Consider the following 23,522-nt stretch of genomic DNA (forward strand, 5'->3'; position numbering starts at 1 on the left):
TACCGCCACCTGCCCGATCACGCCGGTGCCCCCGCCGGCGCCAGCGCGGCGGCCACCAGCCGGGCCGCGATGTCCGGATGCGCGGCCCAGTGCGGCACGAGCTGCGAGGCGTGCACCGCCTGCCGGACGAAACCCTCCGGGTCGCCGCCCTCCCAACGCCAGGCCGGACGGTCACCGGCGCGCGGCGTGAGCACCGCGGCGTGCTGCTTGTGCCCGGTCACCGTGGTGCCGGCCGCCGCCACCACGCTGTCGGTGACGGCCGTGGCCGTGCGGTAACCGACCATGAGGCCGTCCCCTACCGTGCCGGTCGCGTCGAGCACCCCGCACATGGGCCGGCCGTCCAGCTCCCGGGCCAGCCAGAGCAGGCCCGCCCCCTCGGCGACCACCGGACGGCCGCGACGCGCCAGCTCGGCCACCGCGATGCAGAGGCGGCGGTTGGCGGAGAGCTGCTCCGCGTACATCTCGGGCAGCCCACCGCCGACGACCAGCGCGCGCGCCCCGGCGGGCAGCGCCTCGTCGCGCACCGGGTCGAGCGTGACCACCTCGGCACCGGCGGCCCGCAGCAGCTCGGCCGTCTCGGGATGGCTGAAGGCGCCGGCCGGTCCGCCGGCGAGCGCCACCACCGGCCGCTCCCCCGACGGCTGCGGGGCGTCGGGCGGCTCCGGCGACCACGGCTCGACGGTGAGCGCGGGGGCGGAGCGGGCCAGCGCCAGCAGCCGGTCGAGGTCGACGGTGGCCGCCACCGCCTCACCGAGCCGGCGTACGCCCCGTCCGGCGTCGGCGTCGGCACGCACCACGGGCCCGGTGCCGTACCGGCGGGCGGGCAGCACCGGGGGCAGCTCGTGCCGGCGCAGAGCCCCGTAGACCGGCACGCCGACGTCGTCGAGCGCCTCGCGCAGCAGCGCCTCGTGCCGGGACGAGGCCACCCGGTTGAGGATCACGCCGCCCAGCCACAGCTCGTCGTCGTACGCCCGGAAGCCGTGCACCAGCGCGGCCACCGACTGGCCCATCGCGGCCACGTCCACGACCAGCACCACCGGGCTGCGCAGCGCGGTGGCGACTGCTGCCGTGGACTCGCTCTCCGGTCGCCCGGCGACCGAGTCGTAGAGGCCCATGGTGCCCTGCACCAGCGCGAACCCGGCGCCGGCCGCGCCGTACGCGAAGAGGGGGGCGATCCGCTCCGGGCCGACCAGTCTCGGGTCCAGCGTGCGCCCGGCGCGCCCCGCGGCGAGCCCCAGATACGCCGCGTCCACCTGGTCCGGCCCCACCTTGAACCCGGCCACCGGGATCCCCCGGGCGGTGAGCGCCGCGAGCAGGCCGAGGGAGACGGCGCCGGTGCCGTGCCCCGAAGAGGGCGCACTCAGCACGACGCGCGGCACGTCGGTCATCATCGACTCCTGATGTGGGTGGTTTCCGCCCGCGTGACCATACCCGTCCGGCCCCGGGCGCGAGGGGTGCGCACAGCGCCGTATCGCCCTGGCAGCGGCGAGTGGCATCGCTCATACGGGTAGCCTTGGCCAACGTGTACCGGTTCCTGCTGACCCCGCGCTGGCTCGGCTACCTCGTGCTCACGCTCGTCGCCGCCACGGTGATGGTGTTCCTGGGCAACTGGCAGCTGGACCGCTACCGGGGCCGGACGGCGGTCAACGAGCGCATCGACGCCGGGGCCACCATGACGCCCGCGCCGCTGCGCGACGCGCTCCCCGCACCCAGCGGCGGCGACGTCGGTCCCCCGCCGTCCGAGGAACTCACCTGGAGCCGGGTCACCGCCACCGGCCGGTACGACAGCGCGAACACCGTCCTGATCCGGGGCCGGACCCTCGACCGGAAGGTCGGTTTCGAGGTGCTCACCCCGCTGGTGCTGGCCGACGGCAGCGCGGTGCTCGTCGACCAGGGCTGGATCCCGCCCGTGCCGGGTGCCGGCGCGACCGTCCAGCCGCAGGTGCCGGCGGTGCCGGCCGGCGAGGTGACCGTCACCGGCCGGGTGGTCGGCAGCGAGAGCGGCGGCGGCGCGGTCAGCCGGCGCGACGGCAAGCTGGAGGCCCGGCGCATCGACATCCCCCGCCTCGCCGAGCAGCTCCCCTACCCGGTGACCGGCGGCTACCTGCTGCTCGACGGTCAGACGCCGGCCGCCGACCCGGCCTTCCAGGCGGTCCGGATCGGGCACACGAACAACTGGCAGAACTTCGGCTACGTGTGGCAGTGGTGGATCTTCGCGGTGATGAGCCTGTTCGGCTACGGCTGGGTGGCGCGCCGGGAGGCCCGCCGCCGGGCCGGGCTGGACGCCCCGGGCGAGCCGGTGGACCGTGCCGCCGAGCCGGCCACCCCTACCTCCGCCTGAGCGAGCCGCAGCGGGCACGGCCCGCCTCGTCGATCCTCGGCACAGCCGTTACTCGCCGTAGCCGCCGTCGGCAGTCGCGCCGCCCACCGAGCAGTTCCCGGTGACCGCCACCCGGAGGCACTCCAGGTGCAGCAGCTCAACAACCAGGACGACTACGCCCGGTGGCTGTCGGCGGGCCGAACCGTCAGCCGGTCACCCGGCCGGCGTGGATGGCGCGGACCGCGTCGATGGTGTCCGCCTCGGCGGCGGTCTTGTCGTCGCGATAGCGCAGCACGCGGGCGAAGCGCAACGCCATGCCGCCCGGGTAGCGGCTGCTGGTCTGCACCCCGTCGAACGCGATCTCGACCACCTGCTCCGGCCGGACCCGCACCACCCAGTCGCCCTTCTCCACGGCGAGCGACAGGAACCGCCCGGTCTGCCACCGCAGCAACTCGTCGGTGAGCCCCTTGAACGTCTTGCCGAGCATGACGAACTCGCCGGTGCGCGGATCGCGGGCGCCGAGGTGCAGGTTGGACAGCCAGCCCTCCCGCCGGCCGCTGCCCCACTCGACCGCGAGGACCACCAGGTCGAGCGTGTGCCGCGGCTTGACCTTGACCCAGGCCGAACCGCGCCGGCCGGCGTCGTAGGGCGCGGCCGGATCCTTGACCACCACGCCCTCCTGGCCGGCGTCGACCGCCGCGGCGAACGCCGCGGCCGCCTGGTCCACGTCGTCCACCTCGACCCGGTCGACGAGCAGCGACGCGTCGACCGCACCGGCCAGCGCCGACCACCGCTCCCGACCGGGCGCGTCGATCAGGTCGGTGCCGTCGAGGTGCAGCAGGTCGAAGAAGTACGGCGTGAGCACCGGTTCGCCGGTGCGCTCGGCGGCGGCCAGCACGGCGGGCGCGACCGGCGCCTGCCCGGTGGTGCTGGGCGTGGTGCGCCGGGCCGCCCGGCTGGACGTCTCCTGGAACGGCAGCGGCCGGCCGGCCGCGTCGAGCCCGATCGCCTCGCCGTCGAGCACCAGCTCGCGGGCGGGCAGCGCACGGACGGCGGCCACCACCTGGGGCAGCCGGCCGGTGATCTCGTCGAGGCTGCGGGTGAAGACCGCGATGTCCGGACCGGAGCGGTGCACCTGGATGCGGATGCCGTCGAGCTTGACGTCGACCACGGCCGGCACGCCGGTGGCGGTGAGCGCCTCGTCGACCGAGGGCGCGCTCTGCGCCAGCATCGGCGCGAGCGGCCGGCCCACCCGGAGCCCGAACCCGGCCAGCGCGGCGGCGCCGCCGGTGAGCGCCGCGACCGCCACCGCCCGCAGGTCACCGGCGAGGAGCAGGGCCCGCCGGACGGCCGTGACCGGGACGTCGGCGGCGCGCGCGACCGCGTCGGCCAGCAGCCCGGCCTGCGCGCCCTGGCGCAGCTCACCCCGGAACAGGCCGGTCAGCAGGCGCTGCTCGTCGGCGGTGGCGGCGGCGAAGAGACGGCCGACCAGCTCCCGTCGCCGCGCCTGCGAACCGGCCCCGGCGACGCGGGAGATCTCCTCGATCGCGGCGTCGACGGCGGCGACGGTGAGCGTCGGCTCGGCGGCCGGCGGGGGCAGTTCACGCAGGCCCGCCCAGCCCACACCGGTCTGACGCTGGCGCAGCTCACCGGCGAGGTAGCCGGCACCGGCCGGGATCTCGCCCGGCTCCAGCCCGCGCAGCGCGGCGGCCAGCAACTCCACCTTGGCCCGTCGGCCGCTGGTGGCCCCGACCGCGGCCGAGGTGGCCGCCAGCTCCGCGAAACGCACGCCCACATCCTGCCAGCCGCATGTGACATCGGGGTGGATCCGGCGGCCCGGCACACCGCACGGATGCGCCGGGCCGACGGTCAGGCCGAGACCGGTTCCTCGATGCGCAGGCCGCGCCCGCGCACGCCCTCAGCGACCCGGGTGAGCAGCGCGTCGAGCGTGACCAGGGCGGCGGAAAGCTCGCCGATCTGTTCGTTGAGCGTGTCCTCGGACCACGCGGAGACGTCGACGTCCCCCAGAGCACGGACGGCGGCCTGAAGCCGCTCCACCTCGTCGTTCGTACGCATGTTCGAAAGGCTATAACACCCCGCCCGCCGACACACCACAAACTCCGACATCGGCCCCGAAGTTACGGTTTCGACACCTCAGGCGCGGTTTCCGGCCTCGGCCACCCGGGCCAGCAGCAGCGCCTCGGCCAGGCACACCCGGGCGAACTCGCCCAGGTGCAGGCTCTCGTTCGGCCCGTGCGCCCGCGCGTGCGGGTCCTCCACACCGGTCACCAGGATCGCGGCCCGCGGGAACATCTCCTGGAACGTGGCGATGAACGGGATCGACCCGCCCACCCCGATGTCGACCGGGTCGGCGCCGTCCCAGGCCGTCCGGAACGCCGACCGGGCCGCGTCGAACATCGGCCCGGAGGCGTCGATGACGCAGGGCGCACCGTCGTGCTCGAACGTCACCGACACCTGCGCGCCCCACGGCGCGTGCCGCTCCAGATGCGCGGTCAGCGCCGCGTACGCCTTCTTCGGGTCGTCGCCCGGCGCCAGCCGTACGCTCAGCTTCGCCTTCGCGGACGGCACCAGCGCGTTCGGGGCCTCGCCGGTGGCCGGCGCGTCCACGCCCAGGATCGCCAGCGCCGGCTTGGTCCAGAGCCGGTCGGTGATCCGCCCGGTGCCGACCAGCGTCGTGCCGTCGACCAGGCCGGCCTCGGCGCGGAACCGGTCCTCCGGATAGTCGACGCTGGCGCCCTCGCGGCCGACCAGCCCGTCCACCGCGACGTCACCGGCCTCGTCGTGCAGCGTGCCGAGCAGCTTCACCAGCGCGGTGAGCGCGTCGGGCACGGCACCGCCGAACATGCCGCTGTGCACCGCGTGGTCGAGCGTGCGCACCTCGACGAAGCAGTTGACGATGCCGCGCAGCGAGGTGGTCAGCGCCGGCACGCCGACGTCCCAGTTGGTGGAGTCGGCGATCACGATGACGTCCGAGGCCAGGTCGTCGCGGTGGTCGGCGAGCAGCCGCTCCAACGAGTCCGAGCCGTACTCCTCCTCGCCCTCGATGAACAGCACCACGCCGACCGGGAGCCGGTCGCCGAACGCCCGCAGCGCGGCGACGTGCGCCATGATGCCGGCCTTGTCGTCGGCGGCGCCCCGGCCGTAGAGGCGGCCGTCGCGCTCCACCGGCTCGAACGGGTCCGACTCCCACAGCGACAGGTCGCCGACCGGCTGCACGTCGTGGTGCGCGTACAGGAGCACGGTGGGCGCGCCGGGCGGGGCCGCCTTCGTGCCGATCACCGCGGGCTGGCCGCCGGACCGGACGATCCGCGTGTCGAGGCCGCAGCCGCGCAGCAGCTCCGCCACCGCCTCGGCGGAACGCTCCACGTGCGAGTGGTCGAAGCCCTCGAAGGCGATGCCCGGGATGCGGACGAGTCGCTCGAGGTCGGCACGGACGCCGGGGAGTTCCCGCTCGACGGCGGCCCGGACCTCGGACTCGGAGAGGATCGGAGTGGTCATGACCGGAATCGTATGCTTGCCTTACACCGTCCCGTCGCCCGAGCCCGATCGCCGCCCCACCCGCACGTAGTAGCGGTCGCCGTCGTGCGGCAGGTCCGGGGCACCGTCGACCATCAGGTCCACCGCCGCCCCGGTGCCGTCGGCCGCGAAGTGCGCGAGCTCCCCCGCGTGCCAGCGGCGCAGCTCCGGCAGGATCTGCGCGCCGTCGCGGTCCAGCGCCCGGCGCAACCGAAGCTCGGCCGGCGCGGTGACGAGCACCGACAGCGTCAGCTCGGGGCGTACCGCCGCGCGGGCGGCGCTCACCCCCTCGACGATCAGCACCGGTCCGGCCGGCACCGGCACCACCCGGTCCAGGAAGCGCCCGCGCACCCAGCTGTACCGGCGGTAGCCGCCCGCCCGGCTGGCCCGCAGCGGGCCGAGCACCTGCTCCTCCAGCCGGGTCCAGAACGTGAGCTGGTCGTCCCAGCCGTCGAGCAGGTCGTCGGTGTGCACGAGCGGCGGACGGACGCCGCCCGCCCGCGCCGCGAGGGCGTCCGCGAGGCGCGCCGCGAACCGGCTCTTGCCCGCGCCGCTGGGCCCGTCGACTGCGACCAGCCGGGTACGCCCCAACCGCGCCGGCCCGGCCAGCACCCGGCGGGCCAACCCGGCGTACGCCTCGATCACCGCGACGTTCACCCGACCGACGCTAACGTTCCCCCGTCCGCTGGAAACTGCGACCCGGGCGGACCGTTTCGCCGAGCGGCGGCGCGGCGCGCTGGGCATCATCGGGGGGTGCTCCATGACGTGATGTGTCCGGGCGTCGACGCCCTCCTGGAACAGGCCCGCGCCGGTCTCCGCCGGCTCACCCCGCACGAGACCGTCGAGGCGGTCCGTGGCGGCGCGCTGCTGATCGACACGCGTACCGAGGCGCAGCGCCGCGAGGAGGGTGAGCTGCCCGGCGCGATCGTCATCGACCGCACGGTGCTGGAGTGGCGGCTCGACCCGGCCAGCGCGTGGCGCATCCCCGAGGCCACCGGATACGACCGCGAGGTCATCGTGGTGTGCCGGGAGGGGTACAGCTCCAGCCTGGCCGCCGCCAGCCTCCAGACGCTGGGGCTGCGGCAGGCCACCGACATGGTCGGCGGGGTGCAGGGCTGGCGGGAGGCCGGCCTGCCGATGTCCGACCGCCCGGCCGACGTGCGCTACTGAGCCGGGCCGCCGACCGCCGCTGTCCGGGCGGTGCCCTGCGCCGGTGGCGCGCCGGGTGGCACGAAGGGCAGTCCCGGGGGTGGGCCGGACTCGATCAGCCGCCACAGCGCGCCGGTGTCGAGGTGCTCCTCCACCAGGTCGCCGAGCAGGTCCAGCGTCCGCTCCCGGGCCGCCGCGAAGGACGTGTCCGGCGCGACCTTGAAGCCGGTCCGCCCGGCCGTCTCCGCGACCTCGGTCAGGAACCGGCGGCGGAACGCGTCCGAGGAGAAGGTGCCGTGCCAGTGCGTGCCGTACACGTTGCCGAGGCGCGCGCCCTCGCCGGTGCCGTCGGTGTAGCGCAGCAGCGGCGCGAGGCCCGGGTCGGCGGCCGAGACCCGGCCGTGGTGGATCTCGTAGCCGTGGACCGGCACGTCGCCGGCGGCGGTGCCCTCGGCCCGGCGGACCGTCTTGCCCGGCTCGAACGTGATCTCGACGGGCAGCAGCCCGAGGCCGGGTACCGTGCCCCGGCGGCTCTCCACCGCATCGTGGATCGCCCGGCCCAGCATCTGGAAGCCGCCGCAGATACCGAGCAGCGGCCGTCCGGCGGCGGCGTGCGCCCGGACCGCGTCGGCGAGGCCGGTCTCCCGCAGCCAGGCGAGGTCGGCGACAGTCGACTTGGTGCCGGGGAGCACCACCAGGTCGGCGGCGGCCAGCTCGGCCGGCTCGACGGTGAGGCGTACCCGCACGCCCGGCTCGGTCGCGAGGGCCTCCACGTCGGTGGCGTTGCTGATCCGGGGCAGCCGGACCACTGCGACGTCGAGCCAGTCGGTGCCCCGCGGCGCGGCCGGGCGGCCGAGGACCCGCCCGTACGCGAGCGAGTCCTCCGCGTCGAGCCACAGGTCCAGCGCCCAGGGCACCACCCCGTACGTCGGGCGGCCGGTGACCCGGCGCAGCATGTCCAGCCCCGGCTGGAGCAGACCCCTGTCGCCCCGGAACTTGTTGACCACGAACCCGGCCACGAGCGCCTGGTCGGCGGCGTCGAGCAGGGCCACGGTGCCGAACATCGAGGCGAACACGCCGCCCCGGTCGATGTCGCCGACCACGATCGTGGGCAGCCCGGCCCGCCGCGCCAGGCCCATGTTGACGTAGTCGCCGTCGCGCAGGTTGATCTCGGCGGGGCTGCCCGCGCCCTCGCAGATCACCACGTCGTACTCGGAACGCAGCTCGGCCAGCGCCGCGTACGCCGTGGTGGCGAGCCGGGACCGCACCTCGTGGTAGTTGCCGGCGGTGACCGTGTCGACCGCCTCGCCGAGCAGCACCACCTGGCTGGCGTGGTCGCTGCCCGGCTTGAGCAGAACCGGGTTGAACCGCAGGTCGGCTTCGAGCCCGCAGGCGGCGGCCTGCATCGCCTGGGCCCGGCCCAGCTCGCCGCCGCGACCGTCCGGGCCGATCACCACGGCGGAGTTGTTCGACATGTTCTGCGCCTTGAACGGGGCGACCCGGACACCTCGGCGGCGCAGCCAGCGGCAGATGCCGGCGGTGAGCACGCTCTTGCCGGCGTCGGAGGTGGTGCCGGCCACCAGCAGCCCGCCGCTCACCGCCCGCTCCCCCGGCGGGCTGCACGCGTGAGGACGGCCACCGCGGCCCGCCCGGCGGCCCCGGCCAGGCGGCCGACCGTCAGCGGGTAGAGCGCGGTCAGGCCGAGCGCGGCCACACCCACCGCGCCGGAGATCCGGGCGGCCCGCTTCAGGTGCCGAGCCTCGGGGCGGGGGCCGTCACCGAGGAAGGGCCGGGTCTCGGCGCGGCCGAAGTAGACGTTGCGGCCGCCGAGCCGGACGCCGAGTGCGCCCGCCATGGCCGCCTCGCACTGACCGGCGTTCGGGCTCGGGTGGTCGGCCCGGTCCCGCCGCCACACGTGCCAGGCGGCGGCGCGGTCCCCGTGCGCGACCGGCGCGACGGCCACCGTGAGCAGCCCGGTGAGCCGGGACGGCACGAGGTTCAGCGCGTCGTCCAGCCGGGCCGCCGGGGTGCCGAAGCGGGCGTACCGGGGTGAGCGGTGGCCGACCATCGCGTCGAGCGTGTTCGCCGCCCGGTAGCCGAGCAGGCCGGGCAGGCCCGCGACCGCGCCCCAGACCAGTGGGGCGACCACGGCGTCCGAGGTGTTCTCGGCGACCGACTCGACGGTGGCGCGGGCGAGTTCGGGCTCGTCGAGGGCGGCCGGGTCGCGTCCGCAGAGGTTGCCCAGGCGGGCCCGGGCGGCGGGCAGGTCGGCCCGGCCCAGCGCCCGTGCCATCACCCGGGACTCGTGCCGCAGCGTCCGCCCGCCCAGCACCGTCCAGGTGCCGGCGGCCACCAGCGCGGCGCGGGCCACCGGACGGCGGCGGGTCGCCAGCGCGGCGGCGGCCCCGAGCAGGACCGGCGCGCCGACCGCGAGCGCCGTGAACACGGTCCCGGCCGCCCGGTCGGGGCGGTAGAACCGCCGCTCCAGCGCGCCGGCCGCCGTGCCGAAGCCGGCCACCGGATGCCACCGGCGGGGGTCACCGAGCAGGGCGTCGAGCGCGTAGCCCGCCACCAACCCGCTCGCGTTCGCCATGGCGGTCACCTGCCGCACCCGTCACCACCTCCGGCCGGCCAGCCTAGTCGTACCGCGGGGTGGTGACGCGGCGTCACCACCCCGCGCCCCCGTTTGACGAAAGGTCAGGCGGGCACCGGGGTACGCCTGCGGCTACGGCGCCCGGATGCGGTCCCGGCGGCGCCGCCCGGACCCGCGCCGCCCGCCTCGCCCTCACCCGGTCCGCCGACACCGGGTGCGGTGTCCTCACCCAGCTCGTCGTCCCCGACCGGGACAGGCTCGTCGCCCTCCTCGGGGGACAGCTCGTCGTCCTCGGCCAGCAGGCCCGGGCCGGCGCCGGACGGACCATCCGCCCGCACGCCCGACGGGCCGCCCGGCAGACCTCCGGACGGGCCGCCGAACGGCGCGTCCCTGCCGGGAACGGACTCGCCGGGCCGGGTGTCGAACGGGTCGGGCTCGCCCACCCGCTCGACGGTGCCGACCAGCCCGACCCGGCCGCCCGCGTACTCCGGCGGCGGGAAGTCGTCGTCGAAGGGCCGGCCGTCGAACGTCGCCGGGGCCTGGGCGTCCGGCACCGGCTCGGTGGCCTCGCCGTGCACCCGCTGCTCGGCCTCCGCGTCCTCGACCGTGCTGGTCGCCGCGCGGGGCTGGTTGCGCAGGAAGCGGGCGCGCCCCCGGGACAGGTCGTGCCCGACGGCGACCGCCTCCAGCTCGTAGAGCGTGCGGTGGGTGCCCGCCTCGTCGGTCCAGTCCCGCGTGTAGAGGCGCCCGGCGACGATCACCGGGTCACCGACCGCGACCGAGGCGGCCACCCCCTCGGCGAGGCGGCGCCAGCAGTTGACGCGTACCCGAAGGCTGTTGCCGTCGACCCAGCGGCCACTGTCGCGGTCGAGCCGGCGGGCGGTCGAGGCGACCTTGAAGTTGGCCACCAGCGTTCCGCTCTGCGTGGTCCGGCGCCACTCCGGCGCGGTCAGCACGTTGCCGACGATCGTCACGTACGTATCGAACATCGCCCCTCCCAGGGATCGGCTTGTCCCGGTGAGCGTCGGCCGGACGCCCGGCCCGGACCACCCGCCGGTCCGGACCTGTGGACGACGAGCCGCGCTGTGGACAACCACCCGATCAAGGTCCCGATCTGCTAGGCCGACCGGCCCTACGGTCCTGACCTGCGTCGACGCATGCTCGGGAGGAGCCGACAAGCAGGCGTTCCGGAATCACGCCGGTTGGGTAAGTACTTGATCAACCGAGAGAAAGGGAGCTCCCATGCTTCTCCGAGACGTCCGCGAGGCAGCGCGATGAGCGCCGTGGCGAATCCCGCGACCGTGGCCGAGTGCCTGCGGGTCGGCGCCGGGTTCTCCCAGGGCGACCGCAACTGGATCGCCGAGCAGTTCGCGACCCTGGACGCCCGGCTCGCCGGCTTCCACGCCGACGCCACCGAACTGGAGGTGTCCGTCAAGGATCGCGAAGCCCGGGGCCAGAAGGTGACCCTGGAGTGCTGGATCGCCGGGCGGCAGAAGATCGTCACCACCTCGACCGAGGAGGATCTGCACGCCGCGCTCAACGACGTCCGGGACGACCTGCGCCGCAAGCTCAACGACGCGAAGACCCGGCAGGAGCCGCGCCACAACAAGCACCTGCGCGCCGTCGACCAGCCCGAGGCCGCCCCGTTGCAGGACGCCGAGCGCGAGGACGCCGAAACGGTCTGAAGTCCGGCACGGCCCGCCCGCCCGGTGCCGGCGGGCGGGCCGACCGCGTCGATTGTTAACAGGGGGCCCTTCCTCTACCGGAGGCGTTAACAAGGGCCCCCTCCTTCCACCGCCCCTACCGCCGGGTAGCGAGGCGGCGTACCGTCGCGGTCGTGGAACCGGACGTGCTGGGCACCCCCTACGAGCGGCGGACGATCGACCTGGGCACCGACGACGAGGGGCAGGTGGTCGCGACCCTCGTGCGGCGGCGGGCCGACCGCCCGACCGGCCGCGCCGTGCTCTACGTGCACGGCTTCGTCGACTACTTCTTCCAGACCCACGTGGCCGACTTCTTCGCCGAGCGCGGCTGGGACTTCTACGCGCTCGACCTGCGCAAGTACGGCCGCAGCCTCCTGGCGCACCAGACCCCGAACTTCTGCCGTGACCTGAGCGACTACTTCCCCGAGCTGGACGCCGCCGCGGAGATCATCCGTGCCGAGGAGGGCCACGACACCCTGCTCGCCATGGGCCACTCGACCGGCGGCCTGATCGTCTCGCTCTGGGCGCACGACCGCCGCGACGCCGGCCTGGTCGACGGCATCGTCCTCAACAGCCCGTTCTTCGACATCAACGCACCCTGGATGGTCCGCCGGCCCCTCGCGGCCGCCGTGTCCCGCCTGGGCCGCAGGGCGCCCCAGCGGGTGCTGCCGTTCGGCCTGGGCACCGTGTACGGCGAGAGCCTGCACGCCGACCACCGGGGCGAGTGGCGGTACGACCTGGCCTGGAAGCCGCTCGCCGGGTTCCCGGTCCGGGCCGGCTGGCTCAACGCGATCCGCGCCGGTCAGCGCCGCCTGCGGGCCGGGCTGGACATCCCGGTGCCGGTGCTGCTCGCCTGCTCGACGCGCAGCTTCCGGGGCACGAAGTGGCACGACAGCGCCACCGGCGCCGACGCGGTGCTCGACGTCGAGCACATGGTGCGCTGGGCGCCCCGTCTCGGCCGGCACGTCACGCTCGCCCGCTTCGACGGCGGGCTGCACGACCTCACGCTGTCCAGTCCCGGCGTCCGCGAGAAGGTCTTCACGGAGGTCGGACGGTGGGCGGAGGGGTTCCTCCGCGCCGGGCCGACCGAACCGGTGCCGACGACACCGCCGGCACCGCGCCGACCGGCCGACGCGACCGCCGAGGGCTGAGGTCGGCCCGCCCCGCCGCCGGGACGCCCGGCTCAGCCGGCCGTCCGCCGCCACCGCGCCGGCTCAGTCGGCGACGACCGCCGCGAGCGCGGCCCGGATCCGGTCGAACGTGGCGATCGGGTGACCGCCGGCCTGCGGCGGCAGCACCACGCCGAGGCAGCGCAGCGCGGGCCCGCCGTCCGGCCCGGCCTCGACCGCGAACACCGGCGCGCCGACGTACCCGGCGGGCAGCTCCGTCGTGACCCGCACCTCACCGCCGTCCCGGGCGACCCGCTCGACCACCGCCTCCAGCGGGCGCGCCCCGCCGTCGCCGACGCCGAGGGCCAGCACGAACGCCGAGGCGGGCGCCGCACCGATCCGGGCGACCGAGTCGGCCGGCGCGGCCACCGCCTCGGTGACCTGCTGGGTACGCCAGCGCCAGCCCCGATCGTCGGCGTAGCCGTGCAGGCCGCCGGTCGGCATCGCGGCGAGCCCCAGTTCCGGCAGGTGCAGCCAGTGGCCCGCGAAGCCGGGCAGGTCGATCGGCTCGTCCGCTCCCTCGGCCGGGTCGGTGACGCTCGGCCGCAGGCCGATCTCGCCGTACGCGCGGTCGGTGAGCGCGTCGGCGGTGAGCAGCCACTCGTGCGCGATCTCGCCGTCGTCCGTAGCGCCGACCAGCTCGCTGTAGAAGAAGGCGGTGCCGGGGACGCCGGGCGGTGTGCCCGGTCCGTCCGAGCCGGTGAGAGGCAGGATCGCCCGTCCGAGGAGCTGACACAGCTCGAAGACGATCTCGTTCTCGGTTTCCTGGTCGAGCAGCATCCGACGAGGGTACGGATCGCGTCCCGCCCGGCCCGCGCCGGACCCGCCGCAACTGTGGTGCCGGTCCGGGCCCCGGCGTGGGACGCTGAGTGGCGGAACGGACGCGCCGACCCGTACCCCCGGGCACGCGGGGAGCGGCGGTACCCTCTTGGCGCGACGACCGTCGGCGCGCGCCCGTAGCTCAGCGGATAGAGCAGGGGACTTCTAATCCCAAGGCCGCAGGTTCGAATCCTGCCGGGCGCACAGACACCAGACCGCGAGCGATGCCTAGTCCACCGGCCCGGAGGAACTGGTGGCGGACTTCGTCGCGGCCGGGCTGCCCACCCCGCAGGTGTACGGGGTGGAGGGTCCGCTGTGGCCGCTGCTGAACGCGCTCGGCACCGGGCCGCACGAGCGGTTGTTCGCCGACGCGTTGACCTGCGCCGAGATGTTCGAGCGGGACGCCGCGATCCGCGGCGCCAGCGCCCATCTGCTCGCCGCCGCGCCGCTGACCGTCGGGCCGGACCGCAGGCTGCTTGACGCCGGAGCGAAGTTCGTCAAGTAGCCTGCCAAGCTCGTCAAGCACCAAGGGTGACCAGATGCGACAAAGCATGTTATTCTCCAGCGTCAATCTATGCCGCGCGGACCCGGCCGGGTCGCTGCCGGAAGGACATCCCCCCGATGCCGGTCGCTGCCGCCATGCCCCTGTCCCGGGCCCCGCTGGCCCGCCCGGCGGGTGACGCGTTCAGCCTGATCTTCACCACTCTGCCGGCGCTGCTGCGGCTCACCTGCGGCCTGGTCGGTGCGGTGGTCGCACTGTCGGTGCGTACGCCGCCGGTGCGGGTGGCGCTGCTGGTTCCCGCGATCGTCGTGCTGACCTCCTGGTCGGTCTGGTACGCGTTCCGCGCGTTCCGGCACGGCATCGGCGGCGCGCTGGTCGCCGGTGACGTGGCGCTGACCACCGTCGCCGCGCTCGCCGTCCCTTGGCTCGTCGCGCCGGAGGTGCTGCCGGGCGAGGCGAGTTGGATCGCGGTGCTGGCCAGCTCGACAGTCATCAACGCGCAGGCCACCGCCCCGGCCCGCTGGTCGGTGCCGGCCGCCCTGCTGGTCACCGTCGCGTACGTCACCGGCACCACGCTGGCCGGTGACCCGGTCGAGGCGCGGGCGCACGCCGGGACGCTGCTGGTGCAGACCGGCAGCGCGGCGGTGATGACGGCGGTGATGCGCCGCCGGATCGTCCGCGCCGACACCGCGTTCGCCGACTACCAGCGTCTGTCCCACGAGGCGGTGGTGGCGCGCGCCGCCCGCGAGGCGGAACGGCGGCAGAACCGCGACCTGCACGACACCGTGCTGGGCACGCTCACCATGGTCGGCCTCGGCGCGGTGCCCGACTCGGCGACGTTGCGCGAGCGGTGCGCGGATGATCTGCGTACCCTCTCCGTCCTGGCGGGCGCGCGGACCGCGTCCGCGGCCGGCGAGACCGACCTGGACGAACGGCTGCGCGACGTGCTCGCCGGGACGCCCGGGCCGGCGGTGACCGCGACGCTTGCGCCGTGCCGGCTGCCGGCGGAGGTCGCCACGGCGCTCGCCGACAGCGCCGCCGCCGCGCTGGCGAACGTGGCACGGCACGCGCCGGGCGCGGCCACGTCGCTGCGTCTGGCCCGCGAGGGCGGCACCGTCGTGGTCGAGGTGGTCGACGACGGTCCCGGTTTCGACCCGACCACGGTCCCGGCCCACCGGTACGGGCTGCGCGAGTCGATCCACGGCCGGATGAGCACTGTCGGCGGACGGGCGGTGGTGACTTCCGCCCCTGGCGCCGGCACCCGGATCCGGCTGGAGTGGTCCGATGGCGAGTGAGTCGGGTACCGCGGTGACGGCCGGCCCCGCGCTGCGTCCGCTGCCCCGGCCGCGGGAGGCGACTCGCTCCGCAGCGGCCACCGCCCCGCCGGAGGCGCACGCGGTCGCCGACGCGTCGGACGGTGGCGCGCGGATCGCCGCGATCGTCATCGCGGCGGCCTGGCACCTGGCGGTCGCGCTGCCGGCGGTGTTGCGGGCGGGACCGGGGATGGCCGTCCCGGCCGTGGTGGCGGCGGGCTGGCTGGTGACCACGCTGGTCGGGGTCGGGGCTGCCCTACGGCTGCTGCGCGGCGGGCTGCCGGCGGCCGGGCCGCTGGCCGCGGCGCTGCTGGTGATCGACGCGGCGGTGGTCGCCGGGGCCGGCGAGCGGTTCCTGTTCAGCACCGCCAACTGGGTGTGGGGCGGCCTGGCCTGGTTCTTCCTGCTGGTGCTCTGGCGGCGGCCGGTGCGCTGGCTGCTGGTCATGCTCGCCGCGCACGGCACGATCGCGCTGGCCGCTGTGGTGCTGTACGGGGCGACCGGCCCGGCCGACCTGAGCCGGGCCGCGATGTATCTCTACGGCACCTCCACCCTGCCGGTGGCGGTCTTCGTCGGCGCGGCGGCGCTCACCGCGCAGGCCCGGGACCGGGCGGCCACCGCGGCGGCGACGCTCGCCGTGGCGGCGGAGCAGGCCGCGGCCGAGCGGGCCCGCACCGAGCGGCAGGCGCGGCTGGCGCTGGTCAGCGGCACCGCCGAGGAGGTGCTGGCCGAACTGGCGGCGGGCGACGCCGACCCGGCCGACCCGGCGGTACGGCGGCGCGCGGTGCTGGCGGCAGCCCGGCTGCGCCGGCTCATCGCCGAGTCGGACGACGTGCCGGACGCGCTGCTGCACGAACTGCGCGCGGCGGCCGACCTGGCGGAGCGGAACGGGCTGCCGATCGACCTGGTGTCGGTCGGCACGCCACCGGAACTGCCGGTGGAGATCCGGCGCGGGCTGGCCGACCCGCTCACCGCAGCCCTCGCCGCCGCCGAGGGCTGGGCCCGGCTCACCGTGGTCGCGGGCCCGGACGAGGTGGTGGTCAGCCTGGTGACACCGGATCACGACGGCTCGGACGAGCCGACGACCGGCGGGCACGGGCCGGTGGAACACCTGCACGAGCGGGACGGGGAGATCAGATGGACGCAGACCCGCTGGCGGCGGACGTGAACGCCGGAACCCCGATCGGGGTGGCGATCGTGGACGACCATCCGGTGGTGATCGACGGGGTGCGCGCCTGGCTGGCCGGCGAACCCCGGTTGCGGGTGCTGGCCACCGGCGACGACCCGGACCGGGTGCTGCGGGCCGCGCCGTACGCCGAGGTGGTGCTGCTCGACCTTCGCCTGCACGGCCGGATGGTGCTGGACAAGCTGGCCGAGCTGAGCGCGGCCGGGCGCCGGGTGGTGGTCTACTCCGAGCACAGCGACCCGCAGACCATGCTCGCCGCGCTCGACGCCGGGGCGGTCGCGTTCCTGGCCAAGCACGAGGGACGCGAGCACTGCGTGGCCACCGTGCTGGCGGCGGCGAGCGACCGGCCGTACGTGCCGCCGGCGCTGGCCGGCGCGATGGTCGGTGACGCCCGTCCGGACCGTCCGTCCCTGTCGGACAAGGAGCGCGAGGCGCTGCTGCTGTGGTTCCAGTCGATGTCGAAGGCGTCGGTGGCGCGCCGGATGCAGATCAGCGAGCACACGGTGAAGCAGTACGTCGACCGTGCGCGGATCAAGTACACCCGAGCGGGGCGCCCGGCCGCCACGAAGGCGGCACTGCTCGCCCGGGCGATCGAGGACGGACTCGTCCGACCGGAAGATATCGGCATCTACCGGTCGCAGGCGTCGGCCGACCGGCCGACCCCCTAACAGGTGTCATGACAGTCGACCCCGGAACCGGGCAGGCTCACCGTTACCGCCAACCGTCACCGGGAGGTCGCACCGTGCCGGAGGACGCCGCACCCTTCTTCGTCGGACCACACCGGTTCGACGCCGACGACGACCCCACCCGTCCCGTGCTCGACCGGCGCTACGAGTTGGTGCCCGAGCCGGGCGAACGCCTGCTCGGGCAGCACCGCCTGCGTGTCGCCGGTCACCTGCTCGGCCCGAGCGAGGACGTCCGCTGCTGGTCGCTGCCCGCCCCGGCGACTGTCACAGTGACCGAGCGCCGGCTGGCGTACGTCTGCACCGGATCCGAACTGTCCGTGGTCTCCGGGCGGGACGGCCGGACGGGTGCCCGGCACCGGCGTCCGGTCCGGCTGTCCCGCCTGGTCAGCAGCCAGATCCGCTGGCAGTGGCCGTCCCGGCTGGAACTGGTCGAGGTGGGCGACGGCATCGGTGAGTTGCGCATCGTGTGCGACGCGCTGCGCACCATCCGGCAGCCGGCGCTGGCGCTCACCGGCCCTGTCGGTCCGGTCGCCGCGCTGGCCCGGCAGGTACGCCGCGCGGTGGCCGGGTTCCGGCTCGCCAACGCCGAACTGGTGGACCTGTCCCCGCCGGAGCGGGACGTCCTCGCCGTCCGGGTGGCCGCCTCCCCCGGCCCGACGCTGGGCACCGTGACGTTGCCGGGCTCACTGCCGGTGGAGTTCCTGTCCCGCGACGACTACTACCGTCCGCCGGCGGCCGAGGCGTCGCCGTGGGCGTGGTCGGGCTTCCCCGCCCACGACCAGCCCGGCTCCGCCTGCTGACGCTCCCCCGCGGCGGAACCCGGCGTGGTCAGGAGACGCTGCGGGTGCGACGCTCGGACCGGTCCAGCTCGGCCGCCTCCTCCGGGGTCGGCGCGCTGCCGCCCAGGTGGGCCGGCTGCCACCAGGTGTCGTCCGGGCCGGACGGCTTGTCCGGGTACTCCCGCTGGGCCCGGTCGACGAGCGCCGACAGCCGGGTACGCAGGTCGGCGGTCATGACCGTGGCGTCCGGGTAGGCGGCCGGGTCCATCGGCTCGCCGACGACGATGGTGATCGGCGTGTGCCGGCGGGTCAGCGTGCGCGGGCGGCCCTTGGTCCACAGCCGCTGGGTGCCCCAGAGCGCGACCGGCAGCAGCGGCACGTTCGCCTCCTGCGACATCCGGGCCGCGCCGTTCTTCAGGTCCTTCACCGTCAAGGAGCGGCTGATCGTCGCCTCCGGGAAGACGCCGACCACCTCGCCCCGGCGCAGCGCGCCGACAGCGGCGGCGTACGAGCCGGCCCCGGCGGCGCGGTTGACCGGGATGTGCTTCATGCCGCGCATCAGCGGCCCGGAGACGCGGTGCCGGAAGACGCTGTCCTTGGCCATGAACCGGACCAGCCGCCGGGCCGGGTGCGCGCCGTAGCCGCAGAAGATGAAGTCGAGGTAGCTCACGTGGTTGGACGCGAGGACGGCGCCGCCGGTGTGCGGCACGTGCTCGCTGCCGGACACGTCCAGGCGCAGGTCGAGGAGCCGGAACATCGTCTTCGCGGCGGTGATCACAGGGGGGTACACGAGTTCCGACATGTCGAAACTTTACCCCGGGTAGGTTACGCGACCGTAGGGCCGATCTGCCCTCGGCAGACCGGGTCGCGCCCCGGCCCGGACGCGGCGACGATGGCGCCGTGACCGACCGCGCGGTGCTGCTGGTCCAGGGGCGCGACGACGAAGCGGTGCCGGCCGCCCAACCGGTCGAGCTGACCGGCCGGCTGCTCGCCGCCGGGCACCCGGCGCATCTGTGGCTCACGCACGGCGGTCACGCGCTCGACCTGGCCCGGCCCGACCTGCGCGCGGCTGCCGCCGCGTTCCTGGACAGCATCCTGCCCGCCGCCGCCGGCGACTAGGTTCGAGGCATGCCGGACCTCGCCGCGATCGTCATCCACTGCCGTGATCCCTACCTGCTGGCTCCGTTCTGGAGTGCGGTCACCGGGATGCCGGTCGCCGAGGCGGACCGGGTGAAGCTCGCCGAGGGCACGCTCGCCCCGGCCGAGGCGGTGCTGCTGCGCGACCCGCACGGGCGGCGCCCGGACCTGTGGATCAGCCCCGCCGACACGCTGCCCGCCCCCGGCCGGATCCACCTCGACCTGGTCGGCGACGCCGAGGAGCGGGCCGCGGTGCTGGAGGCGGGCGCCACGGTCGTCCGCGAGCTGCCGCGCTGGACCGTGCTGGCCGACCCGGAGGGCAACGAGTTCTGCCTGCTCCCGCCGAACGAGGCGCACACCGCGTCGCCACCCGGGCACTGACCCGGCTCAGTCGGCCAGTTCCTCGAGGTCGATCCGGCCCCTGGCGAACGCGTCCACCCGACCCCAGCGGCCCGGGATGTCCAGCACCTCGATCCGTCCCATGCCCACCGGCAGCCGCGGGTCGACCGCCAGGTGCTGTTCGTGCGGCTCCAGACCCAGCATGCTGCGCAGGAGCAGCAACGGCGCGCCCGTGGACCAGGCCTGCGGGCTGCACGCGGTCGGATACTCCACCGGGAACTTGGTCAGCTCGCGCCGGTAGCCGCCGAACGCCTCCGGCAGCCGGCCGTCGAAGTAGGTGGCCGCGTCGAGGATACCGTTGGCCACGGTGGCGGCCTCCTCGGCGAAGCCGTACCGGCGCAGGCCCCAGGCGACGAACGAGTTGTCGAACGGCCAGATCGTGCCGTTGTGGTAGCCGATCGGGTTGTAGCGGACCTCGCCCTCGGCCAGCGTCCGCACCCCCCAGCCGGACCAGAGCCGGGAGCCGACCAGATGCTCGGCGATCGTCGGCGCCCGCTCGTCGTCCACGATCCCGCTCCACAGCAGGTGGCCGATGTTGGAGCTGAGCACCTCGCACTGGCGCCCGTCCGGGTCCAGCGCCAGCGCGTAGAAGCCGCGGTCGGCGACCCACCAGTCGTTGTTGAAGCGCCGCTTCAGCTCCGCCGCCCCGCGTTCCAGCTGATCGGCGTACGCGGGGTCGCCCCAGAACTCCCGGGCCATCCGGGCGGCCCGCACCTTCGCGTCGTACGCGTACCCCTGCACCTCGCAGGTGGCCCGCGGGAACGGCGGCAGCGTGCCGTCGGCGTACGAGATGGAGTCCCACGAGTCCTTCCAGCACTGGTTCTCCAGGCCGGTGTCGGTGTTGCGCCGCTCGTACCAGATGTAGCCGTTGCCGAGCAGGTCGGCGTAGTCGTCGATCCACTTGAGCGCGGCCCGGCACTCCCGTTCCAGCTCCTTGACCAGCGCGCCGTCGCCGCTCCACCGCTCGTACTCGTCGAGCAGCACCACGAACAGCGGGGTCGCGTCCACCGAGCCGTAGTACGGCGAGTGCGGCTGCTCCTCGAACGCGGCGGTCTCGCCGTACCGCATCTCGTGCAGGATCCGGCCCGGATCCTCGTCCCGGAAGTCGTCGAACCGGGTGCCCTGGAGCGCGGCGAGGATGCGCAGCGTGGTCTTCGACATCTCCGGCGCGAACGGCAGCACCTGCAGGCAGGTGAGGATGCTGTCCCGGCCGAACATGGTCATGAACCAGGGCAGGCCGGCCGCGGGCAGCGTCTGCCCGCCGAGCGACAGCGGCGAGAAGCGCAGCGCCGCGAGGTCGACCAGGCTCCGCCGGTACGTCGCGGCGACCCGGTCGTGCTCGCTGTTCACCTTCGGGGCCCGGCTGATCCACTCCTCCAGGTCGTGCTGGAGCGCGAGCCGCTCGGTGCCGTGCGCGCGCAGTCCCATCCGCAGGTCCCGGCCGCCGGGGCCGATCGCGAACGTCTGCACGTCGATGACGGCGTCCCACTGCTCGTTGGGTTCCAGCCGGATGCTCCACGCGAAGCCCCGCTGGTCGTAGCGGGCCGGCTGGTCGGCGGAGACGATCGTCTCCCGCCGGAAGTTGCCGCGCCGGTAGCCCAGGCGCAGCCGGTCCGACTCGGCCTCGGCGTAGTGTTCGCCCTTCTTGTTCAGAATCTCGTCCTTGACCTGGAACAGGTCGGCGAAGTCGGACCCGGCGTCCATCCGGATCTGCAGGTCGACCGCCTTCTCGTCGTGGTTGAGGATGGTCAGCGTCTCGCGGAAGCTGCCGCCGACCGCCCGCTCCCGGATGATCGACAGCTTCGCGTCGACGTAGTGCGTGGCCATGCCGGGCACCAGGAAGAACCGGGCCTCGTAGTACTGGAGGTCGTCGTAGGACAACGCGTTGAGCCGCTCGCCGTTGACGGTGAGCACCCACTTCGACAGGTACCGCGTGTCGAGCGAGAACAGGCCGGTCGGCTCGTTCGGTGTGGCCTCGATGTCGCCGGTGTCCTCGCTGACCACGAACGTGTTGCCGTCCAGGATCCGGACGGTGTTGTTCCCGGGCATCAGGCACCCCTCCCGCTGAACGTGTGGTGCGGTCCGCGGGAGTCCGGCGGACCGGGGAAGACCCGCTCGACCTGCAACACGAGCCGCAGGTCACCCATGACTGTCATGTCACCGCGCAGCAGCGCCGCGATGGCGTTCTCCTCACCGCCGACCAGCTCGGCGAACAGGCGCGGCTCGGTGCCGACCACCGTGTCCGCCTCGCCGTCCGCCTGCCGGACCCGCAGACTGCCGTGATCGATCTCCAGCACCCAGTGCGTGGTGTGCGGGCCCTCGTGCAGGTCGAAGCGGAGCGTTCCGGATGTCTTGGCCAGCAGGGGCTCGAACCCCCGCCGATCCAGGTCCTCGAAGAATCTCGTGGTCGTGTCCACCATCCGAGCGACTCCTCCCGCGTCAGCGGTCTGCCTGTCCGAGGCCCGTGTCCCCGCCGAATCGGCGGCCAACCTCGCCCGAACCGGGTGAGCGCGGCGCACCGTCGCGACGCGCGACGCCGGCCCCCGAACCGGGAGCCGGCGTCATCGCGGCGGACAGGTCTAGTTGTTGGGGTCGTCGGCGCTGATGTCGGCGAGCACCGACTGGGGTTCCCGCTCCACCGCCAGGTCACCCATGGAGACCAGGCCGACCAGACGGCCGTCGTCGACCACCGGGAGGCGACGGACCGCGTACGTGCGCATCAGGTCGGCGGCGGCCACTGCGTCGTCGTACTGGCTGACCGTCACCACGTCCTTGGTGGTGATCTGGTTGAGCCGGGTGGCGGTGGGGTTCATGTTCTCGGCCACGCCCCGTACCGTGATGTCCCGGTCCGTCACGATGCCGACCACGTCGTCGCCGTCGGTCACCACCACGTCGCCGATGGCGCCGTCGCGCATCTCCTGCGCGGCGGCCATGAGCGTGTCGTTGCCGTCCATCGTCACCAACCGGGTCGTCATGAACTCTCCGACCGTTGTCATGGTGCTCCCCTCTCGGTGTCGGCACCGCGGTCTACCCGCCGCCGCGGGCGGGGTAACGCGGGCGCCGCCGGGATACCCAGCACCACGCCCACCAAATCGGCGACCGCGTCCGCGAGCCCGCTTGCAGCGCGCGGCATCCCGCCCGGCGCCGTCTCCGGCACCCGCGGGGCCAGCACCAGCAGCGTGGTCAGCGCTCGGCGGCGACCAGCTCGGCGAGCTGCACGGCGTTGAGCGCCGCGCCCTTGCGCAGGTTGTCGTTGGAGCAGAACAGCGCGAGCCCGTGCTCGACGGTCTCGTCGGCCCGGATCCGGCCGACGTACGTCGGGTCCTGGCCGGCCGCCTCCAGCGGCGTCGGCACGTCGCGCAGCGCCACGCCGGGCGCGCCGTCGAGCAGCTCACGGGCCCGGGCCGGGTCGATCGGCCGGGCGAACCGGGCGTTGATCTGCAGCGAGTGGCCGGTGAAGACCGGCACCCGCACGCACGTGCCGGAAACCTTCAGCCCGGGGATCTCCAGGATCTTGCGGCTCTCGTTGCGCAGCTTCTGCTCCTCGTCCGTCTCGAAGGAGCCGTCGTCGACTATCGAACCGGCCAGCGGGAGCACGTTGAAGGCGATCGGACGGGCGAACGAGCGCGGCGCCGGGAACTCCACCGCCCCGCCGTCGAAGGCGAGCGAAGCGGCGTCCTCGGCCACCTTGCGGACCTGCTCGTCCAGTTCCGCCACACCGGCCAGACCGGCACCGGAGACCGCCTGGTAGGTGGCGACGACGAGGCTGACCAGCCCGGCCTCGTCGTGCAGCGGGCGCAGCACCGGCATGGCGGCCATCGTGGTGCAGTTCGGGTTGGCCACGATGCCCTTCGGGCGGTCCGCGACCGCGTGCGGGTTGACCTCGGCCACCACCAGCGGCACCTGCGGGTCCATCCGGAACGCCGAGGAGTTGTCGATCACCACGGCGCCGGCCTCGGCGACCCGGGGAGCCAGCTCCTTCGCGGTGCCCTTGCCCGCCGAGAAGAGCACGATGTCCAGGCCGCGGTAGTCAGCGGTGTCCGCGTCCTCCACGGTGACCTCGCCGTCGCGCCAGGGCAGCGTGCGCCCGGCCGACCGGGCCGAGGCGAACAGGCGCACCTGCTCCGCCGGGAACTCGCGCTCCGCCAGCACCTGCCGCATGACGCCACCGACCTGACCGGTGGCTCCCACAATGCCGATCCTCATGCCCGCGAGGCTACCCATCCGGGC

Annotated in this window: 24 protein-coding genes, 1 tRNA gene and 1 pseudogene; 12 read left to right on the forward strand and 14 right to left on the reverse strand. The window is 74.7% G+C overall.

Features of this window, described 5'->3' with window-relative positions; all coding sequences use genetic code 11:
* Positions 1-17 precede the first annotated feature (17 nt).
* The gene (locus GA0070215_RS14030; RefSeq protein ID WP_091046319.1) at positions 18-1,388 is read right to left on the reverse strand and encodes a cobyrinic acid a,c-diamide synthase CobB; all 1,371 of its coding nucleotides are present in this window, start codon (positions 1,386-1,388) and stop codon (positions 18-20) included.
* 134 nt (positions 1,389-1,522) lie between these two features.
* Between GA0070215_RS14030 and GA0070215_RS14035 the strand changes: the two genes are divergently transcribed.
* On the forward strand, positions 1,523-2,341 hold the full coding sequence (locus GA0070215_RS14035; RefSeq protein WP_091046323.1) for an SURF1 family cytochrome oxidase biogenesis protein: 819 nt from the start codon (positions 1,523-1,525) through the stop codon (positions 2,339-2,341).
* A gap of 184 nt (positions 2,342-2,525) precedes the next feature.
* Here the strand turns inward: GA0070215_RS14035 and GA0070215_RS14040 are convergent, their stop codons facing one another.
* From GA0070215_RS14040 to GA0070215_RS14055, 4 genes and pseudogenes are all read right to left on the reverse strand, one after another.
* On the reverse strand, positions 2,526-4,109 hold the full coding sequence (locus GA0070215_RS14040; protein ID WP_091046326.1) for an ATP-dependent DNA ligase: 1,584 nt from the start codon (positions 4,107-4,109) through the stop codon (positions 2,526-2,528).
* 80 nt (positions 4,110-4,189) lie between these two features.
* On the reverse strand, positions 4,190-4,396 hold the full coding sequence (locus GA0070215_RS14045; protein ID WP_018786943.1) for a hypothetical protein: 207 nt from the start codon (positions 4,394-4,396) through the stop codon (positions 4,190-4,192).
* A 78-nt stretch (positions 4,397-4,474) separates the two neighbouring features.
* Positions 4,475-5,839: a dipeptidase gene (locus GA0070215_RS14050; protein ID WP_091046126.1), complete on the reverse strand. Its 1,365-nt coding sequence runs from the start codon at positions 5,837-5,839 to the stop codon at positions 4,475-4,477.
* Positions 5,814-6,514 (reverse strand): annotated as a pseudogene (locus GA0070215_RS14055) (uridine kinase family protein); the annotation flags it as partial. The pseudogene GA0070215_RS14055 and the gene GA0070215_RS14050, both read right to left, overlap by 26 nt.
* A 111-nt stretch (positions 6,515-6,625) precedes the next feature.
* On the opposite strand from GA0070215_RS14055, the gene GA0070215_RS14060 reads away from it, so the two are divergent.
* Positions 6,626-7,027, forward strand: coding sequence for a rhodanese-like domain-containing protein (locus GA0070215_RS14060; RefSeq protein WP_018786946.1), 402 nt, complete (start codon positions 6,626-6,628; stop codon positions 7,025-7,027).
* Here GA0070215_RS14060 and GA0070215_RS14065 read toward each other — a convergent pair.
* The 3 genes from GA0070215_RS14065 to ssb form a co-directional block, all read right to left on the reverse strand.
* Positions 7,021-8,604 carry a cobyric acid synthase gene (locus tag GA0070215_RS14065; protein ID WP_091046130.1) on the reverse strand — a complete coding sequence of 528 codons (1,584 nt, stop codon included), beginning with the start codon at positions 8,602-8,604 and terminating at the stop codon, positions 7,021-7,023. The genes GA0070215_RS14060 and GA0070215_RS14065 overlap by 7 nt on opposite strands.
* Complete coding sequence (locus tag GA0070215_RS14070) at positions 8,601-9,599, reverse strand: cobalamin biosynthesis protein (RefSeq protein ID WP_091046329.1); 999 nt, start codon at positions 9,597-9,599, stop codon at positions 8,601-8,603. Before GA0070215_RS14070 ends, GA0070215_RS14065 begins: the two co-directional genes overlap by 4 nt.
* Positions 9,600-9,703: 104 nt before the next feature.
* Positions 9,704-10,588 carry a single-stranded DNA-binding protein gene (ssb, locus tag GA0070215_RS14075; protein WP_091046133.1) on the reverse strand — a complete coding sequence of 295 codons (885 nt, stop codon included), beginning with the start codon at positions 10,586-10,588 and terminating at the stop codon, positions 9,704-9,706.
* A gap of 285 nt (positions 10,589-10,873) precedes the next feature.
* Here ssb and GA0070215_RS14080 point away from each other — a divergent pair, with 285 nt between their 5' ends.
* Positions 10,874-11,284 (forward strand): HPF/RaiA family ribosome-associated protein, encoded by a 411-nt coding sequence (locus GA0070215_RS14080; RefSeq protein WP_091046137.1) that lies wholly within the window; start codon positions 10,874-10,876, stop codon positions 11,282-11,284.
* 152 nt (positions 11,285-11,436) lie between these two features.
* Complete coding sequence (locus tag GA0070215_RS14085; protein ID WP_167361518.1) at positions 11,437-12,453, forward strand: alpha/beta hydrolase; 1,017 nt, start codon at positions 11,437-11,439, stop codon at positions 12,451-12,453.
* 63 nt (positions 12,454-12,516) lie between these two features.
* Here the strand turns inward: GA0070215_RS14085 and GA0070215_RS14090 are convergent, their stop codons facing one another.
* On the reverse strand, positions 12,517-13,251 hold the full coding sequence (locus GA0070215_RS14090; protein WP_091046140.1) for a hypothetical protein: 735 nt from the start codon (positions 13,249-13,251) through the stop codon (positions 12,517-12,519).
* A gap of 170 nt (positions 13,252-13,421) precedes the next feature.
* Here GA0070215_RS14090 and GA0070215_RS14095 point away from each other — a divergent pair.
* From GA0070215_RS14095 to GA0070215_RS14120, 6 genes are all read left to right on the forward strand, one after another.
* Positions 13,422-13,494, forward strand: a tRNA-Arg gene (locus GA0070215_RS14095).
* A gap of 49 nt (positions 13,495-13,543) precedes the next feature.
* Positions 13,544-13,795: a hypothetical protein gene (locus GA0070215_RS14100; RefSeq protein WP_244167000.1), complete on the forward strand. Its 252-nt coding sequence runs from the start codon at positions 13,544-13,546 to the stop codon at positions 13,793-13,795.
* 116 nt (positions 13,796-13,911) lie between these two features.
* Positions 13,912-15,087 carry an ATP-binding protein gene (locus GA0070215_RS14105; protein ID WP_091046142.1) on the forward strand — a complete coding sequence of 392 codons (1,176 nt, stop codon included), beginning with the start codon at positions 13,912-13,914 and terminating at the stop codon, positions 15,085-15,087.
* Positions 15,077-16,273, forward strand: a complete 1,197-nt coding sequence (locus GA0070215_RS14110; RefSeq protein WP_091046145.1) for a hypothetical protein — start codon at positions 15,077-15,079, stop codon at positions 16,271-16,273. Before GA0070215_RS14105 ends, GA0070215_RS14110 begins: the two co-directional genes overlap by 11 nt.
* A complete protein-coding gene (locus tag GA0070215_RS14115; protein WP_091046147.1) occupies positions 16,243-16,959 on the forward strand; it encodes a response regulator transcription factor in 717 nt (238 codons plus the stop codon). The genes GA0070215_RS14110 and GA0070215_RS14115 overlap by 31 nt, the downstream gene beginning before the upstream one ends.
* Before the next feature lie 74 nt (positions 16,960-17,033).
* Positions 17,034-17,777 carry a hypothetical protein gene (locus tag GA0070215_RS14120; protein WP_091046151.1) on the forward strand — a complete coding sequence of 248 codons (744 nt, stop codon included), beginning with the start codon at positions 17,034-17,036 and terminating at the stop codon, positions 17,775-17,777.
* Between the two features lie 28 nt (positions 17,778-17,805).
* Here the strand turns inward: GA0070215_RS14120 and GA0070215_RS14125 are convergent, their stop codons facing one another.
* Complete coding sequence (locus GA0070215_RS14125) at positions 17,806-18,558, reverse strand: lysophospholipid acyltransferase family protein (protein WP_018786968.1); 753 nt, start codon at positions 18,556-18,558, stop codon at positions 17,806-17,808.
* Positions 18,559-18,656: 98 nt separating this feature from the next.
* On the opposite strand from GA0070215_RS14125, the gene GA0070215_RS14130 reads away from it, so the two are divergent.
* Both GA0070215_RS14130 and GA0070215_RS14135 read left to right on the forward strand, forming a co-directional pair.
* Positions 18,657-18,875: an alpha/beta hydrolase gene (locus GA0070215_RS14130; RefSeq protein ID WP_244167001.1), complete on the forward strand. Its 219-nt coding sequence runs from the start codon at positions 18,657-18,659 to the stop codon at positions 18,873-18,875.
* Positions 18,876-18,884: 9 nt separating this feature from the next.
* Positions 18,885-19,274, forward strand: coding sequence for a VOC family protein (locus GA0070215_RS14135; protein ID WP_091046154.1), 390 nt, complete (start codon positions 18,885-18,887; stop codon positions 19,272-19,274).
* A 6-nt stretch (positions 19,275-19,280) separates the two neighbouring features.
* On the opposite strand, the gene GA0070215_RS14140 is transcribed toward GA0070215_RS14135, so the two are convergent.
* The 4 genes from GA0070215_RS14140 to GA0070215_RS14155 form a co-directional block, all read right to left on the reverse strand.
* Positions 19,281-21,341 carry an amylo-alpha-1,6-glucosidase gene (locus GA0070215_RS14140; protein ID WP_091046156.1) on the reverse strand — a complete coding sequence of 687 codons (2,061 nt, stop codon included), beginning with the start codon at positions 21,339-21,341 and terminating at the stop codon, positions 19,281-19,283.
* Complete coding sequence (locus tag GA0070215_RS14145; RefSeq protein ID WP_018786972.1) at positions 21,341-21,712, reverse strand: SCP2 sterol-binding domain-containing protein; 372 nt, start codon at positions 21,710-21,712, stop codon at positions 21,341-21,343. The genes GA0070215_RS14140 and GA0070215_RS14145 overlap by 1 nt, the downstream gene beginning before the upstream one ends.
* A 159-nt stretch (positions 21,713-21,871) precedes the next feature.
* A complete protein-coding gene (locus tag GA0070215_RS14150) occupies positions 21,872-22,288 on the reverse strand; it encodes a CBS domain-containing protein (RefSeq protein WP_026268265.1) in 417 nt (138 codons plus the stop codon).
* 187 nt (positions 22,289-22,475) lie between these two features.
* Entirely contained in the window at positions 22,476-23,498 is a 1,023-nt protein-coding gene (locus GA0070215_RS14155; RefSeq protein ID WP_026268266.1) for an aspartate-semialdehyde dehydrogenase, read from the reverse strand.
* Positions 23,499-23,522: the final 24 nt, after the last annotated feature.

The sequence above is a fragment of the Micromonospora marina genome (assembly GCF_900091565.1).
GTDB classification, from domain to species: Bacteria; Actinomycetota; Actinomycetes; order Mycobacteriales; family Micromonosporaceae; genus Micromonospora; species Micromonospora marina.